The 22,285-nt window shown below is 37.0% G+C and carries 18 protein-coding genes and 3 pseudogenes; 8 read left to right on the forward strand and 13 right to left on the reverse strand.

Annotation, left to right across the window (positions count from 1 at the left end; genetic code table 11):
- The first annotated feature begins 72 nt into the window (after nucleotides 1-72).
- Entirely contained in the window at nucleotides 73-516 is a 444-nt protein-coding gene (locus F948_RS07145) for an outer membrane protein assembly factor BamD (protein WP_004911292.1), read from the forward strand.
- 230 nt (nucleotides 517-746) lie between these two features.
- Nucleotides 747-1,421: pseudogene (locus F948_RS07150) on the forward strand (metal-dependent hydrolase); the annotation flags it as partial.
- Between the two features lie 40 nt (nucleotides 1,422-1,461).
- Here F948_RS07150 and F948_RS07155 read toward each other — a convergent pair.
- A protein-coding gene (locus F948_RS07155; protein ID WP_115636315.1) for an IS3 family transposase occupies nucleotides 1,462-2,537 on the reverse strand; the annotation gives its coding sequence in 2 pieces (ribosomal slippage) (nucleotides 1,462-2,285 and nucleotides 2,285-2,537; 1,077 coding nt in all).
- A gap of 71 nt (nucleotides 2,538-2,608) precedes the next feature.
- Between F948_RS07155 and F948_RS16570 the strand changes: the two are divergent.
- Nucleotides 2,609-2,782 (forward strand): annotated as a pseudogene (locus F948_RS16570) (metal-dependent hydrolase); the annotation flags it as partial.
- 45 nt (nucleotides 2,783-2,827) lie between these two features.
- Here F948_RS16570 and F948_RS07165 read toward each other — a convergent pair.
- The 4 genes from F948_RS07165 to F948_RS07180 form a co-directional block, all read right to left on the reverse strand.
- On the reverse strand, nucleotides 2,828-3,922 hold the full coding sequence (locus F948_RS07165) for a YheT family hydrolase (protein ID WP_004962042.1): 1,095 nt from the start codon (nucleotides 3,920-3,922) through the stop codon (nucleotides 2,828-2,830).
- 19 nt (nucleotides 3,923-3,941) lie between these two features.
- The gene (locus F948_RS07170; RefSeq protein ID WP_004962046.1) at nucleotides 3,942-4,658 is read right to left on the reverse strand and encodes an SGNH/GDSL hydrolase family protein; all 717 of its coding nucleotides are present in this window, start codon (nucleotides 4,656-4,658) and stop codon (nucleotides 3,942-3,944) included.
- A 33-nt stretch (nucleotides 4,659-4,691) separates the two neighbouring features.
- Nucleotides 4,692-5,099, reverse strand: a complete 408-nt coding sequence (locus tag F948_RS07175) for a nuclear transport factor 2 family protein (protein WP_004962049.1) — start codon at nucleotides 5,097-5,099, stop codon at nucleotides 4,692-4,694.
- A gap of 73 nt (nucleotides 5,100-5,172) precedes the next feature.
- Complete coding sequence (locus F948_RS07180; protein WP_004962052.1) at nucleotides 5,173-7,197, reverse strand: NADPH-dependent 2,4-dienoyl-CoA reductase; 2,025 nt, start codon at nucleotides 7,195-7,197, stop codon at nucleotides 5,173-5,175.
- A gap of 124 nt (nucleotides 7,198-7,321) precedes the next feature.
- On the opposite strand from F948_RS07180, the gene F948_RS07185 reads away from it, so the two are divergent.
- Together F948_RS07185 and F948_RS07190 are read left to right on the forward strand one after the other, a co-directional pair.
- A complete protein-coding gene (locus tag F948_RS07185; RefSeq protein ID WP_004962055.1) occupies nucleotides 7,322-7,882 on the forward strand; it encodes a PadR family transcriptional regulator in 561 nt (186 codons plus the stop codon).
- Nucleotides 7,882-8,802: pseudogene (locus F948_RS07190) on the forward strand (alpha/beta fold hydrolase). The gene F948_RS07185 and the pseudogene F948_RS07190 overlap by 1 nt, the downstream one beginning before the upstream one ends.
- Before the next feature lie 48 nt (nucleotides 8,803-8,850).
- On the opposite strand, the gene F948_RS07195 reads toward F948_RS07190, so the two are convergent.
- The gene (locus F948_RS07195) at nucleotides 8,851-9,891 is read right to left on the reverse strand and encodes a 3-deoxy-7-phosphoheptulonate synthase (protein ID WP_004911319.1); all 1,041 of its coding nucleotides are present in this window, start codon (nucleotides 9,889-9,891) and stop codon (nucleotides 8,851-8,853) included.
- Nucleotides 9,892-10,499: 608 nt separating this feature from the next.
- On the opposite strand from F948_RS07195, the gene F948_RS07200 reads away from it, so the two are divergent.
- On the forward strand, nucleotides 10,500-12,071 hold the full coding sequence (locus tag F948_RS07200) for an ATP-binding cassette domain-containing protein (RefSeq protein ID WP_004962067.1): 1,572 nt from the start codon (nucleotides 10,500-10,502) through the stop codon (nucleotides 12,069-12,071).
- A 40-nt stretch (nucleotides 12,072-12,111) separates the two neighbouring features.
- On the opposite strand, the gene F948_RS07205 is transcribed toward F948_RS07200, so the two are convergent.
- The 5 genes from F948_RS07205 to argC all read right to left on the reverse strand — a co-directional run bounded on the left by F948_RS07205 (nucleotide 12,112) and on the right by argC (nucleotide 17,358).
- Nucleotides 12,112-12,474: a YnfA family protein gene (locus F948_RS07205; protein WP_004962070.1), complete on the reverse strand. Its 363-nt coding sequence runs from the start codon at nucleotides 12,472-12,474 to the stop codon at nucleotides 12,112-12,114.
- Nucleotides 12,474-14,759, reverse strand: coding sequence for an ATP-dependent Clp protease ATP-binding subunit ClpA (clpA, locus tag F948_RS07210; protein ID WP_004962073.1), 2,286 nt, complete (start codon nucleotides 14,757-14,759; stop codon nucleotides 12,474-12,476). The genes F948_RS07205 and clpA overlap by 1 nt, the downstream gene beginning before the upstream one ends.
- Nucleotides 14,760-15,038: 279 nt before the next feature.
- Complete coding sequence (clpS, locus tag F948_RS07215) at nucleotides 15,039-15,449, reverse strand: ATP-dependent Clp protease adapter ClpS (RefSeq protein WP_005402579.1); 411 nt, start codon at nucleotides 15,447-15,449, stop codon at nucleotides 15,039-15,041.
- Between the two features lie 22 nt (nucleotides 15,450-15,471).
- On the reverse strand, nucleotides 15,472-16,221 hold the full coding sequence (locus F948_RS07220; protein WP_004911333.1) for a DUF6776 family protein: 750 nt from the start codon (nucleotides 16,219-16,221) through the stop codon (nucleotides 15,472-15,474).
- A gap of 81 nt (nucleotides 16,222-16,302) precedes the next feature.
- Complete coding sequence (argC, locus tag F948_RS07225; protein WP_171057558.1) at nucleotides 16,303-17,358, reverse strand: N-acetyl-gamma-glutamyl-phosphate reductase; 1,056 nt, start codon at nucleotides 17,356-17,358, stop codon at nucleotides 16,303-16,305.
- Nucleotides 17,359-17,655: 297 nt separating this feature from the next.
- Between argC and F948_RS07230 the strand changes: the two genes are divergently transcribed.
- The gene (locus tag F948_RS07230) at nucleotides 17,656-19,173 is read left to right on the forward strand and encodes a hypothetical protein (RefSeq protein WP_004962082.1); all 1,518 of its coding nucleotides are present in this window, start codon (nucleotides 17,656-17,658) and stop codon (nucleotides 19,171-19,173) included.
- On the opposite strand, the gene F948_RS07235 is transcribed toward F948_RS07230, so the two are convergent.
- Together F948_RS07235 and rpiA are read right to left on the reverse strand one after the other, a co-directional pair.
- Nucleotides 19,166-19,858 (reverse strand): M48 family metallopeptidase, encoded by a 693-nt coding sequence (locus F948_RS07235; RefSeq protein ID WP_004962085.1) that lies wholly within the window; start codon nucleotides 19,856-19,858, stop codon nucleotides 19,166-19,168. The two genes, F948_RS07230 and F948_RS07235, sit on opposite strands and share 8 nt — an antisense overlap.
- A complete protein-coding gene (gene rpiA, locus F948_RS07240; protein WP_004962087.1) occupies nucleotides 19,858-20,529 on the reverse strand; it encodes a ribose-5-phosphate isomerase RpiA in 672 nt (223 codons plus the stop codon). Before rpiA ends, F948_RS07235 begins: the two co-directional genes overlap by 1 nt.
- 98 nt (nucleotides 20,530-20,627) lie before the next feature.
- On the opposite strand from rpiA, the gene ilvA reads away from it, so the two are divergent.
- On the forward strand, nucleotides 20,628-22,172 hold the full coding sequence (ilvA, locus tag F948_RS07245; RefSeq protein WP_171057555.1) for a threonine ammonia-lyase, biosynthetic: 1,545 nt from the start codon (nucleotides 20,628-20,630) through the stop codon (nucleotides 22,170-22,172).
- Nucleotides 22,173-22,285 lie beyond the last annotated feature (113 nt).

Genomic DNA, 22,285 nt, shown 5'->3' on the forward strand with positions numbered 1-22,285 from the left:
GATGTAAGTGATTTATTCTTTTAATTTGCTGATATAATTCCCTCTGTCCTTTTTTAATATGTTGTTTTAACAATGGCGAATAAAAAACTTTTACTTTGTGCAGCGATTGCTACTGGTCTTTTATTAACTGCGTGCGTCAAAAAAGAAGAGCCTAAAAACGAAGATCAGCAAGAACAAACTGCTGAAACTGAAACGAGTCAAGCACAAACTGAGCCTAAGAACAGTGAGTTTGAAACGCTTGAAAGCGTAGATAATCAAGAAACTACAGCTCCTGTTACCGAAACTATTCGTGAAGAAACTCCAAATACAACAACTGAAGTTCGTCGTGAGATTCGCCCTGCTGAAACAACTACTAGCAGCCAAACTCAAACTTCTACAACAGAACAACCTAAACCGACTCAAACTGAACCAAAACCAGTAAAGACGGAACCACAAAAGCCAGCTACTCCAGCTCAATCTGAAGAAGATGCTGTTGCAGCAGCAATTGCGGCTGCTACACCTGCGCTTAATAATTAAGTTATCTTATGAATACCCAAATCAAAATTATGGTTTGGGTATTTAATTCATAAAAAATTTTATCTTCTTTTATCCTTTTACTCTAAAGCACATGTCAGAAACGATTCTCTATCTATCAGTTAGGGACAATATTATCTATCTTCTTCAAAATTAATTGACAGGAAAAGAATATAGAACTAGCTTCTACCCCATAAGTTCTATTTTAGAACTAATAATGAATGGAGTAAATAATGAAAACTAACTCAACCCGTTTACCTGCCTCATTTCCTGTACGTCGCATGGATTACAATTTCGAAAATACACCTAAATACTGGTGTGCTAATGATCCAGCAATGACACATTATTTCACCGGACTCTCAACCTTATTTCCAGAAGGTGAATCTTATTTCGTGCGATCAGTAAGAGCATTACGAGAACATGCAAAACTGAATGAAGCATTAGATAGAGAAATTAGTGCTTTCATCGGCCAAGAGGCTATGCATTCAAAAGAACATCATGCTTTTCATATTAGCGCTCAACAACATGGCTTAAATCCTGAATCTTTGGAAAAAATTACTGGTATTGTTCTCAAAGGTCTTGAAAAAGTATTTAGTAAAAAGTGGAATTTACTTGTTACTGTAGGTTTAGAGCATTACACAGCTGTACTAGTCGTAAGTATGATGGAAACTGTAAATGAGTATATGACGGATAAAACTATACGAGATTTATGGTTATGGCATAGTGTTGAAGAAACTGAGCATAAAGCAGTAGCTTTTGATTTATATGAATATTTATATGGAAATGGATTAAATGCTTACCTTCCTCGGGTCACAATTTTCACTTTAAGCCTGATTCTTATTACTGGACTTTCAACAATCTACCAAATAGTTTTAATGAAACGAGATAAACAATTATCAAATCTTAAAAGGTAATCCTCCCATAAATAACCGAAGTTAAAAGTAGAGGTTAAGCAGCCATTAGAGGTGGCTTTCCTTTGTTAGCTTGATGTGGTCTTTCATGGTTGTAATGCCACAACCAGTTTGTTGCATAATCTTGTACTTCATCCAAAGTATCAAATAAATGCTTGCTCAGCCAACTATAACGTATGGTCCGATTATAGCGTTCAATATACGCATTCTGCTGTGGCTTACCCGGTTGAATATATTCAATACGAATACCGTGCTCAGTAGCCCAGCGCACAAATTCGTGACTGATAAATTCGGGACCATTATCGCATCGGATCACTAACGGTTTTTCTCTCCACTCCAGCAATTGATTCAACGTACGAATAACCCTGATTGTGGGCAATGAGAACCCTGCTTCAATGGCTAGGCCTTCGCGGCGGTAATCATCAATCACATTCAATAATCGAAACTTGCGACCATCGGAAAGCTGATCATGCATAAAATCTAATGACCAAACCTGATTTTCTCGGATTGGTTCTTTCAATGGTTCAGGCGCATGCCGTTTTAGTCTTCTTCTCGGTTTAATACGCAGATTCAGTGCCAACTCACAGTAAATGCGGTAAACCCGCTTGTGATTCCAGCAGCAACTCCCAACATGCCGTAAATACGAGAAGCACAAACCAAAGCCCCAATCGGAATTTTCCTCAGTGAGTTCAATGAGCTGTTCAGCAATGAGTGCATTGTCATCGCTGAGATTGGCTTGATAGCGGTAGTAGGTTTCACTAATGCCAAATGCTTTACAAGCCAAACGAATACTAATGGCATGCTGGGCAACTGCCTGTTGTGCCATCTTACGCCGGCAAGATGGCTTTACCACTTTTTTGCCATCGCTTCCTGGATGATTTCGGCCTTTAATCGCTCTTCCGCATACATCTTTTTAAGTCTGGTATTTTCGGCTTCTAGCTCTTTCAGTCGAGCCATTAATGATGTATCCATACCACCATATTTGGCACGCCATTTATAAAAGGTAGCATTACTCATGCCATGTTCACGGCAAAGGGTCGCTACAGGTGTGCCAGATTCTGCCTGTTTCAAGATGGACATGATCTGACTGTCAGTAAATTTAGATGTTTTCATGCAGAATCTCCTGCTCGTATCTTAAGAGAAAATTCTACTTTTAGATCCTATTATTTTTAGGGGGGATTACCAAAACATGGCAAAACTTCTTTAATTTTGCAGCTAAGCAATATAAAACATTTATTCCCAAATTCTTTGAATACTATAGATATGACTTTCACCCTAACCAGACTAATGAAAAAAATTTAGTTGCAACCACGAAAATAAAACTTGGAATAAAAGATACACCTGCTTTGGTATCTTAAAATAAAAAAAGCCCATTCACACATGGGCTTTATTCCTTAAATTACTTAGCTTGAACGCTGAATAAGAAAATAATCTGAAATAAGTCGTGCTGACCAAGATGAAGTTTGCCAGCCTTCATAAAATCCACAGTGGCTTCCTTTTTTCGTTGTAATCACAGCAATATTATCCATTTGCTCTATAGCAGATTTATATGGATGAAAGTTTTTGATCGAGCACACAGGATCATCTTCAGAGTTTAGAATCATCAATGGAATTTTTATATTTTGAAAAACATATATCGGATTAATCGCTTTACAGTAGCTCTCATAATCTCTAAAACCTGCCATTTCAAAATAGACTTTTTCAAACTCTTCAAGAGTTGTTGATGCTAAAACCTTTTCTAATGAATCAAGCTGTTTCCATGTAGATTGGTAAGGATAAATAAAATGTTTAAACAATTTTTTCGTCATTAACTTTGTGTAAAACGGATGAACATTTTTGAATCCAATTTCGGTGTTATAACCAGGACACATCGCAAATGCAGCTTTAAAAGGTGTGTCTAGACCTTGTTCACCCAAATAACGCACTAATAGTCCAGTTCCAGCAGAAGAACCAACAGCATACAAATCAGACTCAGGAAATATATGTTGAATATGCGTAAGTTGTTCTTTCAAATCATCTGTCGATCCAAAAAGTGAAATGCGAGGTACAGGCATTGGTAAACCAGCGTGCCCACGACGTAAACATAGCGCGATTCTCCATCCTGTGTATTGATGCAAATCTTTTACTAGTTCTCGCATACTTTCAGGTGAACCCGTAATGGTATGCATAATAACAATCGTCGGTGTTTGCTTAGGCAAGTCGTATCCATACCATGCTATTCCTGTAACACCACCATCCTGCATAGTGAGTTGTTCAATACGATCATATTGAAGCTTTATCGTTTTTTTTCTAATAACATCAAAATACAACAGATGCATGTGATTGTTAGACAACCAAGGTGTTGGGCGGTACTTTTGTTTTAGCTGAGGCAATTTCTCTAAGATATTTTTAATCTTTCCATTTGGTGAATAATATGTCTTTGGTTTCTCTGCACCAACCACAAGATCAAATAACTCTAAGCCCAAAACTTTAATTTTATTTAAATTAGAAATACCCATAGATGACAATAGCCTTAAATTATGAGGTGAAGAATTCTCGCACTAACGACGCGACCTGTTTCCCCCAGATCTCGTAAATTTCTTTACTTGGATGAAACCCATCTATAGCCATGGGTAGATTCATCTCTTGAAAATGTTCAAGATCAAATTCAATAAACTTAAATATTGGTTCAGTTGATAAATAGCCTTGTAATTTTTTATTCATTTGTTGAGCATGTTTTCCAAATATCCAAGCAAGTGGATGAGGTAAAGCTGGAAAATGCTGCATAGGTGGAACACCAGTTACAATAATCAATTTTGGATCAAATTTCTTTCGTAATTCGGTAAACAATTGTTTTTGCTGCTTTATCCACAAGCGAGTTGAGGTAAGTTTAGTCACGTCATTTACCCCAATTGAAGTGACGATCACATCATAAACTTGCGGCTTTAAAGCATTAATTGCATCAATGACTTGTCTAGTATTATTACCAGTTTTAGCATGTAAAGCCCATGTCAGTTTATATTCATTCATAAGCTGTGAAAGTAATACGCCTGAAAGAGCTTGATGCTGATATTCAACACCAACTCCTGCAGCAGCAGAATCACCTAAAATAAGCAATGATAATGGTCGACCAAGACCTACAATTCCTTGACGTTCTCCAATTGGCTCTATAAATTTTGGTGTACGTTGTTTAACAACAATTCCTTGAGCAACTATGACTGGTAGTAGAAATAATGTCGATATTTTTAACCACATCTTAATTCAAATTTACTTAGGCTATTTTTAATATTAAGTAGCTTGATATTGGGAGATTCTTTGACCCATTTGCTCTGCTAAGGCAGCCAAACCACTCATTGGCCGAATCATCACTTCAAAATCAATAATTTGCCCTCGATCATTGAAGCGAATCATATCGATACCTTTTAATGATTTACCACTCACATTCGCACTAAATTCTAGCACTACATTTTCACCATCTTCCGTAAAGAACTCACGATGATAAGTAAAGTCCTGAAAAACTTGGATAACATTGGTCAAAATAAAGAAAACAACCTGTTTCCCTTCATACGGTTTATAAGCGACAGGTGATCTAAATACCACTTCATCTGCTAATAAATCATTTAAGATGGACATATCATTGGTTTCTAACATTTGATGCCATTTTTTGATTGATATTTGAGTTGTTGCAAGTGTCATTTTTATTGTCCTATTAAATTTATATGGTCTTGAAAAGGGCATTTTCTTAAAATAGAAAACACCCTTTTATTTATTATAGAATTGCCGCTAGTTCAGCACCTTGACGAATTGCACGCTTCGCATCTAACTCGCCTGCTTCTTTTGCACCACCGATAAGATGAACATTTTTACCATCAGCTTTGAGTTGATCATACATCGCTGTATATGATTCTTGGCCCGCACAAATTACAACGTTATCAACTTCTAATACTGTTGTTTTTCCATCAACAGTAATATGTAAACCTAGATCATCTACTTTGTCATAACTTGCACCTGCGATCATTTTTACATTGCGGTGTTTTAAGCCTGTGCGGTGAATCCAGCCAGTTGTTTTACCCAGACCTGCACCTACTGCCGAAGCTTTACGTTGTAATAAATAAATTTCTCGTTCAGATTTTTCAAGTTCAGGTTGTTTCAGACCACCAACATGCTCGTACGCTGTATCAATACCCCATTCTGCATAGAATTTTTCAGGGTTTAAGCTACCGCTTTCACCTTCGTGACTTAAATACTCAGCAGTATCAAAACCAATACCACCAGCACCAATAATCGCTACACGTTTTCCTACTGGTACACGCTCTTTAAGTACTTGGATATAACTTAGAACTTTTGGATGATGAATGCCTTCAAATTGTAATTGACGTGGTGTTACACCAGTAGCTACAACAATTTCATCATAGTTTGCTTTGCTTAACTCTTCATAAGTTACTGTATGGTTCAGCACCAACTCAATATTTGGTTGTAATTCGATTTGACGCTTGAAGTAGCGCAGTGTCTCGTAAAACTCTTCTTTACCGGGAATCGTTTTAGCGATATTAAACTGTCCACCAATCTGATTACTTGAATCAAAGATTTTAACTTTATGACCACGGCTAGCTGCATAAGTTGCAAAACTCAACCCTGCAGGCCCTGCACCAATTACTGCAATATTTTTTACGGCATTTGTTTCCTTGAAAATTAGTTCAGTTTCATAACATGCACGCGGATTGACTAAACATGTCGCAATCTTCATAGAGAAAATATGGTCTAAACATGCTTGGTTACAACCAATACAGGTATTGATTTCATCACTGCGATTTTCTTTAGCTTTTAATACAAATTCTGCATCCGCCAACATAGGACGAGCCATTGAAATCATATCAGCATGACCTGATGCTAAAACATGCTCAGCCATTTCAGGTGTGTTAATACGATTCGAAGTGATTAATGGAATAGATACACTTCCTTTAAGTTTTTCCGTTACCCAAGTGAATGCAGCACGAGGTACTTTTGTAGCAATCGTTGGAATACGTGCTTCATGCCAGCCGATCCCTGTATTAATAATTGTTGCACCCGCTTTTTCAATTTCTTTAGCAAGGTGAATCACTTCTTCTAAGCTAGAACCACCTTCTACCAAATCGAGCATAGATAAACGATAAATAATAATAAAGTTCTCGCCCACTAAATCACGCGTACGTTTAACAATTTCGATTGGAAAACGGATACGATTTTCGTAGCTACCACCCCACTCATCATCACGATGGTTGGTACGTGCGGCAATAAACTCATTAATCAGGTAGCCTTCTGAGCCCATGATTTCTACGCCATCATAACCTGCATATTGTGCTAATTTTGCACAATTCGCAAAGTCATCAATGGTTTGTTGAACTTCTGCAGAACTTAATGCTTTTGGCTTAATTGGGTTGATTGGAGCCTGAATTGCAGAAGGTGCAACGTTATTTGCTTGATAAGAATAGCGACCAGTATGAAGAATTTGCATAGCAATCTTACCACCTGCATCATGTACAGCTTGGGTAATCACTTTATGTTTTTCTGCTTCTTCGATTGAATCTAATTTTGTTCCATGCGCAAAAACAACACCATCATCGTTTGGAGATACACCACCTGTAACAATTAATCCAACCTCACCTTTCGCACGTTCAGCATAGAATGCTGCCATGCGTTCATAGCCTTGTGGCGCTTCTTCTAAACCAATATGCATAGACCCCATAAGCACGCGGTTTTTTAAAGTCGTAAAGCCTAAATCAAGTGGCTGAAGTAAATGTGGATAAGCTGACATAAATTCTCCTATGGCTAGCAATCTGCTTGCTAATGCAACTTGTTGCATAAAGTTATAAACAATATTTGATTTTTATGCAACATTTTGCATAATCTTCATAGTCACATTTTATTTTTGGATGTTTATGTCTCTTGCCCATGTTTTATTGACGAGTTTATTAGAAAAACCAAGCACTGGTTTCGAACTTGCTCGTCGTTTTGATCGCTCTATGGGCTTCTTTTGGAACGCGACACATCAACAAATTTATCGTGAACTCAATGGAATGCTCAAAAAAGGTTGGATATCAACCATTGAAGAAGAAACAACAAACAGTCGTAAAAAAACATATCAAGTCGAACAATTAGGTCGCATACAATTAGCTGCATGGATCGAGCAACAAAGTGAACCTGCGCAACTAAGAGATGATTTGATGGTTAGGTTGAGGGCTGAAGCACAATTAGGTGGCAATACGATATTACCTGAATTGATTCGCCACTTAGAGTTACACAAAGAGAAGTTAAAATTGTACCAAGCCATTCATGACAAAGACTTTAAAAATAACGAGCCAACAAATCGTATTTTATTTATTCATAAAATGATTCTTGAACTCGGTATTATTAAAGAAAATGAATGGATAAAATGGTTACAGAAAATGATCCCTCAGCTCAAAAAGTTTGAGGAAGCGGACAAGATTGGAGAAAAATAATGCCGTTTTACACCATGCCTGATAAAGAAAAATTATTTGTACGACGTGTTGGCGAAGGAGAACCTGTACTCGTCTTATCAGGACTTGGTATGCAAAGCTGGCAATGGCTACCTTTTTTATTTTCCAATCGCAATCAATATGAATTTATTATCCCAGATTGGAGAGGATTCGGCGGCTCTAAAAATTGTGGAATTCCATCAATGGATGCTATCTCAAGCCATTGAAATGATGTAGATGCACTCATCAAACTGCTTAATTTAGACCAGTTTATCCTGATGGGATATTCTATGGGTGCAACAACCGCTATGCATGGAATGAAACATGGTGATTTAGCTAAAAAAATTAAAGCCTACCTTCATATTGATCAAACACCAAAAATTGCTGTTGATGATACTTGGCAATATGGTCTATTTGGAACAAAGTATTCTCAATTCAAAAGTTTACTTCTCGATATTCAAACACTTTTATTGGATTATAAGTCTGCAAAAAGGCTTGAAAATTTACCTAAAGACATTCGATATCAACTTGTAAGTCTTTGGGGTGCATTTATTGAGTTACAAAGCAATAATGCTTATAGTCCAAAAATCTTTAAACTGGCATTAAATCGACCAGTTTTACAAAAGTATTTACTACCTATTCAACGACTAGACTATTTACTTTGGTATGTTGAAAATTATCTGAATCATGATGAAGATTACCGTGATGCCATCAGTCAATTAGAGTGTCCAACAACGTTCTTTATTGGCCGAGACTCTACGCTTTATCCAGAAACTGGACAAACTTTAGTTGCTAATAGTCTAGCAAATGCTCAAACAATCTATTTTGAACGTTCAGGGCATACTCCCTTAATTACCGAACCAAGAAAATTCTCTCAAGAAATTGGGCGTTTTCTTAGTAGTAATTCATTGGATGCTGCATAAAAAATACAATAAAAAAGCCAATCAACAAGATTTGCTTTTTATGATCAATCAGGATCTCATTTGCTCAGCGATTTCCAAGAGAACTTGTTCAGTTTTATCCCAACCTAAACAACCATCCGTTACCGACTGACCGTAAGTCATATTACATGAAATCTTTTGATTTCCATCAACCAAGTGGCTTTCGATCATCACACCACGTACTTTGGATTCTGCACGTTCTGCAATAATTTGTTTTAGTACATTTGGTTGCTGTAATGGGTCTTTACCACTATTGCCATGACTACAATCAATTACTAATGCAGGTAAATGTTTATGTTTGAAGTGCATCGCTTGAATTGAAGCCAAATCATAATTTGTACCATGGTTTGAACCACGCAAAATTAAATGCGGTAAAGGGTTACCATTGCTATGCAAAATAGCAGGTAAACCTTGCTGAGTCATTCCAAGGAATTGATGACCATTTAAAGCAGATTGAATTGCATCCAAAGCAATCTGAATCGAACCATCAGTACCATTTTTAAAACCAATACTATATGGCATATGGCTTGCGATCTCACGATGAATCTGAGATTCACTTGTACGTGCCCCAATAGCTCCCCAAGCCAACAAGTCATCAAAATAACCTGTTGCCATCGGACTTAAAATTTCACTCGCGATCGGCAAACCTTTTTCAATAAGCTGAATATATAGCTCACGAGATTTTTCTAATCCCAATTGTAAATCTGATGATCCATCTAGGTTTGGATCATATAAAAAACCCTTCCAGCCAACTGTTGTACGTGGTTTTTCAATATAAGCGCGCATTACAAGAAATATTTGATCTTTAACTTTTTCTTGGAGTTTTTGTAGGCGATCAGCATATTCAAGTACTGCGATAGGATCATGAATCGAGCATGGACCTGTAATCACCATAAGTCGAGGATCATGACCAGATAAAATATTCTGAATCGTTTGACGATGTTTTGAAATTTGCTGCGCTAAATTTGCAGACAATGGATACTGCGCTTTGAGTTGTGATGGCAAGCTAAGCATTGATTCTTTTATTTGCGTTTGTGATGATTGTTTCAAAGCCGTATTTAAAGCATTCATTTTCATTTCCTTTGGACTGAAATCAGCCCGAGTATTTATTTGAGCAAGAGTGATCTAAGTGATGTTGATTTTTTTGCAAAGTAAAACCAAGAAATCTTGCTAAAATATGAAATGTTTGATGTATACATAATATTTCTCCTAAATTAATGAATCTTAAAGCATAAAAAAACCTGATCGGTGTTGCCGATCAGGTATTAACTGGTTGGGCAACCCTTTCGCTGCCCGAAACGCATCAGGCAACTAGATATATTGCCAAAAGTAAAAGTATGCGTTCGTGTTTACAGTATGCTTTAACATGTTTATTTCAAATATCTTAAAAACTGTTGCTTAGTTCTAAGTTACGCACTATTTCTGTATTTGACAAGCACTTTTTATGTTTTTTTGATTTTACCTAAAAAATAGACAGTAATTGATCTTTTAGCCAAGCTTCAATAAAATAGCACAAAAATCCATCACCACGAGTATACGCCAATGAAGTAAGTCCTATTTTACATCATCAAATTCAATTTCTTTTTTGATGTGCAAAATAGACTTATCTATGGTTGAACCACTCATATTCTAAAACTGATTTCGATCTATTTTTGCATATCCTGTTTATGAGGTTTCTTATGACTCAACAGGCATGTGTCGTTTCAAATTTATCGCTAGAACTAGCACAAAGCAAACTATTTACTAATTTATCTTTCCAACTTCCAATTGGACAATTCACTGGTTTAATTGGAAGAAATGGACAAGGCAAATCTCTTCTGATGTCTATTCTTGATGGAGAAAAAACAACTCTACCCTATTCAGGTAAAATATCTTGGTTACACCCACATCAACATCTTCACCAGTTTCAACGTATCCAATCAGCGACTATTGCTGAGACACTGGAAATAGAAGACTTATATTTTTGTTTTGAACGCATTAATAATGGGACTGCAACATTGACTGATTTTGATCAAGTTGAACATCTTTGGCATTTACCTTCTGAATGGCAACAACTATTAGAAAGTGCAGACTTACCCACTGATCTAGGTAAAAGTACAAATCAATTAAGTGAAGGACAAAAGACTAAACTTGCACTATGTCGTTTATTCTTACTTAAAGATCATTATTTATTACTAGATGAACCGAGTAATCATTTGGATACGCAAGGAAGAAAATGGCTCGCTCAGCAAATGGAACTACATCCAACAGGCGGACTCATTATTAGTCATGACCGCCTACTACTCGCTCATGTAGAAGGTATTTTCAATTTAAACCACTTAGGTTTGCACTACTATGGAGGAAATTATGATCTTTATCACCGACAGCATCAGTTGCAAATACAAGCATTATCTCATTCAGTTCTACAAGAAAAGCGTGATTTGAAACAACTCAAAGAGCAACAACATCAAAGCCAAAAGAAAGCACAAAAAAGAAAGAAAACAGGTGAGAAATTAAGAGCTTCAGGATCTCAAGCGACAATCTTACTTGATGCAAAAAAGGAGCAATCTGAACAATCACTCTCTCAACTAAAAAAACAACAGATCAAACAGCTTACTCAAGCAAAAGATGAATTACAGCATAAACAACATCAACTGGAATATTACAAATCACAATCATTTGAGTTTACACATCCTACAAAAATATCAGGAGAAATATTACGCTGTTATGAATTAAAAATAGCTTACGCCAGTACAAATCCAATTCAGCTTGCGATTAAAGCAGGAGAAAAAATACATTTGAAGGGTGTAAATGGTTGCGGTAAATCGACTTTTTTTAAAACTATTCAAGGTTTAATCAAACCTATAGCTGGAGAAATCTATTCAAATGCGAAATTATTATATTTAGATCAGAATTTTTGTTTACTCAATCAAAATATATCCGCTTATGAGTTTCTTAAAAGTATTGACTCAAATCTATCTGAGCAACAAATACGAACAGCTTTAGGAAATCTACAAATTCGTAGAGATAAATCGCTTGCTCCGATAAGTACTCTGAGTGGTGGAGAGCGTTTAAAGGTCGCTTTAGTTGCTTTGAAATTCCAAACAGTTGAACTATTACTCTTAGATGAGCCAGACAACCATTTAGATATAGAATCACGAGAACTTTTAGCTCATGCTATCCGTTCATTTCATGGTTCCGTCATCTTAGTTTCTCATGATGAGCTCTTTGTAAAAGAATGCAGCATAGAAGAAAGTTATTTATTGAATTAATCTTAAATCAGCATGGCAAATGAATTTGTCATGCTGATGATTAGCGAACTAAACCTTGTGGTTGTAAAATAATAATTGCCGCACCACATAACACGATAAGTACACCTAAAATATCCCAACGGGATAACATCACTTGATCGATGTAACGTAACCACAACAGTGCTGTAAAAATATATATCCCGCCATATGCCGCATAAATACGACCTGAAGCTACTGGATGTAATGTAAGCAGCCATACAAAAATAGCTAAACTTAATGCTGTGGGTATCCACAACCAATGTGACTTCCCTTGATTCAAAATCAAGTATGGAAAATAGCAACCTAAAATTTCAGCAATAGCTGTAATGAAAAATAACCCAAACACTTTGAGTATTTGGGTTATAGAAGATGACAATTCAAACATTAAGCAGGTTCAGCACTCGGATTAATATGATCTTCAAATACCTCTAGTTTCAGACCAACATCTTTACCATCTTCAGTTTTCACAGAAACGGCAACATTTCCACCATGCTCAGCAAGCTCTCCGAACAAGATCATCTCAGCAAGCGGCTTTTTCAGATGCTCTTGAATTAAACGTTGCATTGGGCGAGCACCCATCAGACGGTCATAACCATTGGTTGACAACCAATCTCGTGCACTTTGATCAACTTCAAGAACAACTTGCTTTTCATCCAACTGTGCTTGTAACTCAGTTAAGAATTTATCAACTACTGATTCAATCACAGTCGTAGGAAGTGCTTTAAACTGAATCACACCATCTAAACGATTACGGAACTCAGGAGAAAATGCTCGTTTCATTGCGTCTTGGTTGTCTGCACTGTGATCTTGCTCTGTAAAGCCGATACTTGCGCGAGAAATACTTTCTGCACCGATATTAGTTGTGAGTACAATAATTACGTTTCTAAAATCAGACTTACGACCATTGTTATCGGTTAAAGCCCCATGATCCATCACCTGTAATAACAAGTTAAATACATCTGGATGTGCTTTCTCAATTTCGTCAAGCAACAGTACACAATGTGGATTTTTATGAATCGCATCAGTCAGTAAACCACCTTGATCATAACCAACATAACCTGGAGGCGCGCCGATCAAACGCGACACAGCATGACGCTCCATATATTCAGACATATCAAAGCGTACTAACTCAACACCTAGTAATTTAGCAAGTTGTTTAGTGACCTCTGTTTTACCTACACCTGTAGGGCCAGCAAATACAAAACTACCCACAGGCTTATCAGGTGCTTTTAACCCTGCGCGCGACAATTTAATTGCTGAAGCAAGTGCTGTAATCGCCTCATCTTGACCAAATACAACGCGTTTTAAATCTCGCTCTAAGTTCTCTAAAACAGTCTTATCATCTTTAGAAACAGTCTTAGGTGGGATACGCGCAATCTTAGAAACAATATCTTCAATGTTTTCTACTGAAATCATTGATCCATCAGCTTCAGCTTTAAGACGACGTTGGGCACCAGCTTCATCAATTACGTCAATTGCTTTATCTGGTAAGAAACGATCATGAATAAACTTAGCTGATAACTCTACTGCTGCAACAAGTGCTTTGTCTTCGTATTCAACGTGATGGAAATCCTCAAACTTACTTTTTAAGCCACGAAGTATTTCGATTGTTTCACCCACACTCGGCTCATTCACATCAATTTTTTGGAATCGACGTGATAATGCATGATCTTTTTCAAATACTTGACGGTATTCTTGGAATGTAGTCGAACCAATACAACGTAAACTACCATTTGCCAAAGCTGGTTTGATTAAGTTCGATGCATCCATAGTGCTACCCATACTTGAGCCTGCACCAATAATCATATGAATTTCATCAATGAATAAAATCGCGTTCGGATTCTTTTTCAAAGCATTTAACAATTGTTTTAAACGTTTTTCAAAGTCACCACGATACTTCGTGCCTGCAACCAAAGCACCGATGTCTAAGCTATAAACTTCAGCATTAGCAAGTGGTTTTGGTGCTTTACCATTCACAATCAACCATGCCAAACCTTCTGCAATAGATGTTTTACCAACACCTGGATCACCAACTAACAGCGGATTGTTTTTACGGCGACGGCATAAAATTTGTGCAGCGCGCTCAATTTCTTTCTCACGCCCAATTAATGGATCTGTTTTACCCTTTTGTGCTTCAATATTAAGATTAAGCGTATATTGTTCTAAAGGGCCAGCATTCGCAGAGGCTGCATTTTCACCTTCAATATCTTCCACTTCTTCTTCAACTTGAATCTCATCTTTGCGAGTTCCATGAGACAAGTACTGAGTTAAAGTAAGACGATTGATTTGATGGCGTTTTAATAAATAAACCGCAAAAGAGTCTCGTTCAGAATACATCGCAACGAGTACATCAGCGCCCTCTACAGTACGATCACCGCCACTCGATTGCACGTGGAAAATCGCTCTTTGTAGAATACGATCAAAGCTCTCTGTTGGATGAGGAGCTTGTTCGTTATTATCACCAAGTTTTGGGGTATGTTGCTCTACATATTCCTCTAATTCTTTACGCAAAGTAACGATATCTGCACCGCATGCTTTTAAAGCATTTACGGCAGAGTCATTATCTAGCAAGGCAAGCAACAAATGTTCAACTGTCAAAAACTCATGTCTCTTTTGACGAGCCATGCTAACAGCCAAACGTAACGATACTTCTAATTGACGACTGAGCATGTAACCCCCTTATCTCTTGGGCTCTTTCATTCCGAAATATATGAATTTTCATGAAAGAGCTAATTATGGATTTAATCCGCTTGAGCTGCTGTAATCGCAATGAAATTTGGCGGCTACTATACTCTTTGCTTCATAATCTACTGTTAGCATTAGTTGAGCATCTTGGTCAAGATTCAAAACAACATATTGTTGTAAAAATTCAATTACAAACAGCATAAAAGTCAATCAACTGTTTAAATTGACAGCAAATCTATTTTTTAATTCTAAATTTATAGAAAATTATGCTTTTGGCTCAATTTGACAAAGTAATGGATGACCCTGCGATCGAGCATAATTATTTACCTGATTCGCCTTGGTTTCAGCAATATCTCTTGGGTATACACCCGCAGTGCCTTTACCTTCGTAATGAACGGTCAACATCACTTGACTCGCTTGATCAAAATCCATCCCAAAATAACTTTGTAAAATCTCAATGACAAAGTCCATTGGCGTGTAATCATCATTCAATAAAACAACTGCGTATAAAGGTGGGCGTTTTAATTCAGGAGGAGCTGTTTGCACAACAACCTCTCCTTCATGATCCTCATGCGAGTCACTCAAACGTGGACCTAAGTGCCAATCAATTAATCCTGACTGCTGAAAAGAACTTTTCACTTCACTTAAACTCATCTGACGTTTATATCTTCGCATATTGGTTACTTGATCTACTAAATTATTGGGCATTTGCTTCGGCTTGTGGAATTTCAGAAACAAATGCAGAGCTTACATCTACTGGTTGACCACGCTGCCAACTAAATCTCTTAATCACAGGTGTAGCACCACTTGATAATCTTACTTCAATAAACTGAGGGACAAAACCTTTTGGCATTGTCCAACGGCCAGTCAATCGTTCAAAATCATCAAAATTAAAGTTCTTGTCTTCTAATGGCACTACAAGTATTTCTGTATCTTTAATCAATCGCAACTCAACTGTACCTACAGCACGACGCTTGCTTGGACTTACTTGGATTAAATCAATTTGATACTCATAAGCATTTTCAGGAAGTGATTTAACTGCTAGATTCTGAATTGTTAAACTAACGCCGCCACGCTGTCTCAATGTCTCACGATAAATTGCATTCATTGTTTCAAATTGAGTTTTATCAGCATTTGCTTGATTTATCGCTTTAAACAGCTCATCAGCATTTCCTACAGCCATATCTCTTTCTTGAACAGCTGCATTTAAGCTTTTGCTAACAGAATCTAAAGCAGTCTTTTGCTTTTGTACAACTTCAACTAACTGCTCTGCATCTGCATCATAACCAACAACTGTTAATCCTTGACGATGACCTACGGTATAACCAAGCATAAAACTGCCACCGATTAATACTGTAGCAGCAATCACTAAAGGTAAATTCGTTTTGAGAAAGTTATTTTTGTTAGCGGAACTATCTGGTGAAATAGTCGGATCAACGTTATCCATCATCATCTCTATCGTTATGACTTACATCAAAACACACATTTAAATCGAAATTTAAATGTGTGTGAAGTACAAAACCGTTTTTTATGGTAATAAACCAATACCTTCTAAGCCAGCAGCTTCATCAAAATTAAACATTAAGTTCATATTTTGAATCGCTTGACCAGCGGCACCTTTAACCAAGTTATCTTGAGCGACAAGTATAATCAGCTTATTTTCTTGCAAACGATATAAAGCGATACGTAATTCGTTCGCTCCGCGTACGCTACGAGTTTCAGGTGAACTATTAGCAGGCATAACATCAACAAATCTTTCATTTTTATAAAAATCTTCATACAGAGCTTGAATATCCAACTTCTGACCTTGCGCTGTTAAATCTACATATATAGTGCTTAGCATGCCACGAATCATCGGCACTAAATGTGGCACAAATAAAATTTGATTGAATTGCCCTTTTTGCCCAGAAATATTTTCAAGCGCCTCAACTATCTCTGGATGATGTCGGTGACCTGCAACTCCGTATGCTTTGAAGTTATCTGCATTTTCACTATAAATCATGCCAAGATTTGCTTTTCGTCCAGCACCCGATACACCTGATTTCGCATCAATAATGATATTTTGAGTATTGATAAGGGTTGTATCATTTTTTAGAAGCGGAGCCAAACCCAATTGAACTGTTGTCGGGTAGCATCCTGGATTACCAATTACTCTCGCATTTTTGATTTTTTCACGATTAAGCTCTGTCAAACCATAAACCGATTCAGTTAAAACAGTTGGACAGCTGTGTTGCATGCCATACCATTTTTCAAATTCAGCAAGATTTTGCAAACGAAAGTCAGCTGCTAGATCAATAACTTTAGTATCGGAATCAATCAATTCTTGAGCATGTTGCATTGCTACACCGTGTGGCGTTGCAAAAAAAACAACATCACATTGTTTGAGACGATCTAGATCAAGATCAGAAAACTCTAATTCAGTGTGTCCACGAAGACTTGGAAACATATCAGCTACACGTTTTCCTGCTTCTGTACGTGATGTTAAAACATCAACTCGGGCTTGCGGATGTCTTAATAAAAGACGTAATAATTCAACGCCTGTATATCCAGTTCCCCCAACAATACCAACAGAAATCACGTGCAGCACCTCAATACTTGAATTTGTTGGCTAGTATGGCAGTTTGACTCATATTTCTCAATCTATAAGTCTGCACCACGTATGAAGATTTCTATAAGAAAACTAAATTCAAGTATCATTAAATAATTGTCATGGGATGGCTTAATTGCACAGAACAAGTCAGACTTAAGCATCTAATTTATAAAAAATGATACCAAACGACCATTGATCATGAATTTCTATTGAATGAATAGGATATTCGCATAGAATAAAACCCAAGCGGAAATAATAATTTTCATGGATGCAGAATTTTGGAGAGCTGGAATGCCTTCTTTGAGAACAAAACAAAGATTAAATCAATTTTTATGTCTTGGTGTTAGCACTTTACTAATCAGTACAGCCTTGGTTGGTTGTGGTAGTGGTGAAAGTGAAGCAAAAAATGACCCAGCACCTATAGTAACTGTTCCTAAACCAAAGAATTTCGATATCAAAGTTCCTGTTGAGATGCGTGATGTAGTCGTTAAGTTATATGATAACTTTGACAACACACTTGTCTTAGAGCAACAAGCGAGCACGACATCTAATCTTACAGTTACACTTCCTTCAGTTTTAAACACGAAACGTCTTTATAGAATCGAATTATCAACAAAACCTAGTTCTTTAGTTTTTGATTTTCTAAGTGGTCTATACAAACCGTTGAATATTACACAACATGCATTGATCGAAGTAGATACTAGCAATTTAACACAACCAATCTTCATCAATCCAAGTTCTGAGGCTATCTACCAGCGTGCGTTAATCCGGTCTGGTCATTTACCAAATGAGACAGTAGATCCAACTCAAATTAGTGAGCTACATTTATCTTTAGCCACTCAAGATGTAAACACAGCACTTCTAAGAGCATTTCACCGCAATGACTTTCCTAATTTAAATACTTCTAACCAACTTAATGTGTTCACACAACAGGATATTGTTTCTCGACTTGCACTATATATAAACACTTACTTTAGTTTTGGTTATATTCAACAATGGGCAAATGTATATCCAACAAATTCATATGATGAATTTACCAAGAACATTGCACTGGATTTAAAAGATGGCTATTTAGATGCAAAACTTATTCGCGGGGACAATAGTGTCTTAAAAACATTAGTGGTAACCCCACCCGATAATGTTGATCCTGCAAAAAACAATCTTATTGATATTGCCAAGAATCAAGAGAACACCAGAAATTTATTCGCATCTTCTTTAAAACAAGCGGTTTTGAAACTTGCAAACAATTACCAACAAGCGACTGTTAATCCTGATGGCTATCGTCAATTAGAGGATAAATTGTATGCTGGTGAGGAACCTAGATTTAACTCCTCACAAGTATTCAGAGTGTCTGGTGCTGGAGACTATCGCCGAGCTGTTGGTTTCATAGATAGTACTGAGACTTGTAATGGGTCATTATTTGCCTGCAAACAAGGAATAACTGGCATTAACAATCTAAACCCCAACTTGCCATCTATTGAATATTTAATTGGTAGTTATAAAGACAATACGAATAACTGCACACTCAATATACGTGCTAATGGTGCGGTTGAACTTATCAAAGGAACTCAAATTTATCGTTCAGTACTTGATGCAGACAGTACAGATAATCTTTTACAAGTCAACAAAACGACAAGAGAATATATTCTAAATAGTAGCTCAACTGAACCAAATAATGTTTCATTAGAATATGCTTTCCTTCAAGTAAAAATTAAGGAAAATCAAGTTCAAAGTGCTAGTTATGGTTTAGATGTGCGAAAGGCACCTGATCAATTATCAAAAACACAACTTGAATGTAAGTTTATTTAACATACCACCACGCAGGTAATTGATTATTTTTCAGTTGCCTGCGGTTCTCCAAATAATTTGGGTCATGTTTTTCAACTTCAGCCCAAAAAACTGCACTATGGTCAAAGTGAACCGTATGAACCAATTCATGTATACATACAGATCGAACTAAATATTCAGGCATAAGTACTAGACCCGCATTTAGCATGATGTCATGCTGCGAACTACAACTACCCCATCGTGTTTTTGGTTTTCGAATTGAACAGTCCCTAAAACTCAACCCAATTTCTCTACTGATCTCATTTAGGAATATGGGTAAAAATTCTTTACTGTAAGATAAAACAGCAGATTGTAGTGCTCTTTCAATCTGATCATTTTTAACATGCAATATGTTATTTTCCCAATCAAATTTAAAAATCATACGTTGAGATTGTTGAATTACAGAAAATGGTTTTGAATGATAAAACAATTGTAAGTGCTCAGGAAATTCTGAATACTTGGGATTTTGCTTTTGTTGTTTTTCCCATGTCTCAATCAACCATTGTTCTGATTGATTGAGAAACATCTGAATTTGTCGCTGTGAACAAAATAAAGGCACGGTCAGACGAATTCCAGTTGGATCCACACGCAGGCGTAAATTCTTAGCTCTTGCGTGTCGAACCATTTTAATTTCTGGTAGTTTCTCGTCTGATTTTACAGATTGCATTATTGAGCAGTACGTTCTTCGATACCATTATTGGTAGCTACGATTGCAATAGAAGCTGCATTTAAAGCAAAAATTCCATTTGTCACAACACCAGGAATATTATTGAGTGTTTTCTCTAACTCAATCGCATTTAAAATATTTAAGTTATAAACATCCAAAATTACATTTCCATTATCTGTCACAACACCTTCACGATAAACAGGATCACCGCCTAAAGCTACAATTTTACGTGCAACAGCTGATCGCGCCATCGGAATGACTTCAACAGGTAAAGGAAATTCACGACCTAATTGCTCAACCCACTTTGAGTCATCAACAATACATACAAATTTTTTCGCAATTGAAGCAACAATTTTCTCACGAGTTAAAGCAGCACCACCACCTTTGATCATGTGCATATGACGATCAATTTCATCTGCACCATCAACATAAGCATCTAGACCACCTACTGAATTCATATCTACAACTTCGATGCCAAGTTTTTTTAAGCGTTCTGCTGTCGCATTTGAACTCGCAACTGCAGCTTCTAATTGCAATTCAGGTAATAAATCAATTAAAAAATTAACGGTACTTCCTGTTCCTACGCCCAAAATGCCGCCTTTAGGCAAATGCTTTAAAGCTGCTTTTGCCGCAGCTTGTTTTTTTTCATCTTGGGTTGCATATAGACTCATGACTTCACTCAACTATTTTGACATTTGCTGCAAGAAAACAGCGCAAATGCACAGGGGTTTGCTACAATGACTGACTATTTTAAACTGTTATAGGGAAGATGAACATGCTGTCTCGTGTGGTACGACAAATTTTACAAGCAACGGTTTATGATGTTGCGATTGAAACACCGCTTGAAGCAGCTCCACGAATTAGTCAAAAAATTAATAATAATATTCGATTTAAACGTGAAGATTTACAACCTGTATTCTCTTTCAAATTACGCGGTGCTTATAACAGAATTAGTCAATTACCAAAAGATCAATTGGATCGTGGTGTTATCTGCGCATCTGCGGGCAATCATGCTCAAGGTGTTGCACTGTCAGGAAAAAAACTAGGGATTCATGCGATCATTGTTATGCCTAGTACAACACCTGATATTAAAGTTCAGGCTGTAAAAAATCTTGGTGGTCAGGTCGTTTTACACGGCGATAGCTTTGATGTCGCGAACAAATATGCCAAACAACGCGCAGAAAATGAAGGTTTAGTTTTCATTCCACCTTACGATGATGAATTGGTCATTGCAGGTCAAGGAACCATAGCAAATGAAATATTGCGTCAATGGCGTGATGTTGAATATGTTTTTGTTGCTGTTGGTGGTGGTGGCTTGATTGCTGGAGTTGCAGCATATCTAGGTGAAGTTGCACCACATGTTAAAGTTGTTGGTGTTGAATACGAAGAATCAGCTTGTTTAAAAGCAGCACTAGAATCAAATGAACGTGTAATTCTACCTCATGTTGGCTTATTTGCGGATGGTACAGCAGTAGCACAAATAGGCGAATTACCTTTCGAAATGGTTCGTCTACGCAAATCTGATAATTCAGGACCTATCGTAGAACCTGATATCGTGACAGTAAATACAGATGAAATTTGCGCTGCCATTAAAGATACTTTTGATGAAAACCGTAGTATTGTTGAACCATCTGGTGCAATGGCATTAGCAGGTATCAAAAAATATGTAGCTGAACACCAATTAAACAATAAGAACATGGTTTCAATTGTGTGTGGCGCGAACATGAACTTTGATCGCTTACGCTATATTGCTGAGCGCACCGAACTCGGTGAACGTCGTGAAGCAATTTACGCTGTTACGATTCCAGAACAGAAAGGTGCTTTTTTGAATTTCTGCCGTTCATTGCAAGGACGCAACATTACTGAGTTCAACTATCGTGCAAGTGATAGCAATCAAGCTCAAGTGTTTGTCGGAATTAGCTTGAAAGGTGGTGAAACTGAACGCCATGAAATTCATGAAATGCTCAAACAGCAATATGAAGTAGATGATTTATCTGATGATGAAGTAGCTAAACTTCACATCCGTTATTTGATCGGTGGACACGCTAACATTGAAAATGAACGTCTATTCCGTGTTGAATTCCCTGAGCGACCTGGAGCACTATTAACCTTCCTTGAGCGTCTCGGCCCAACCCACAACATCACTTTATTCCATTATCGTAATCATGGTGCAGCTGAAGGTCGTGTTTTGGTTGGTTTAGAGGCAACTGATGCGAAGCAAAATCCAGATGGTCTGATTGAAACTTTAGAGCAAATCACATATCCATATGCTGAAATTAGCGATAATATTGGATATAAACGTTTCCTCAAATAAGTAAATCTGATCTGATTTAAAACCGACAAATATGTCGGTTTTATTTTGAATATTGTCTTTTTATAAGTTGATTTTCTTTGCACACAAATGATTACACACGCTCAAATTATTCC

Source organism: Acinetobacter junii CIP 64.5, assembly GCF_000368765.1.
GTDB classification, from domain to species: Bacteria; Pseudomonadota; Gammaproteobacteria; order Pseudomonadales; family Moraxellaceae; genus Acinetobacter; species Acinetobacter junii.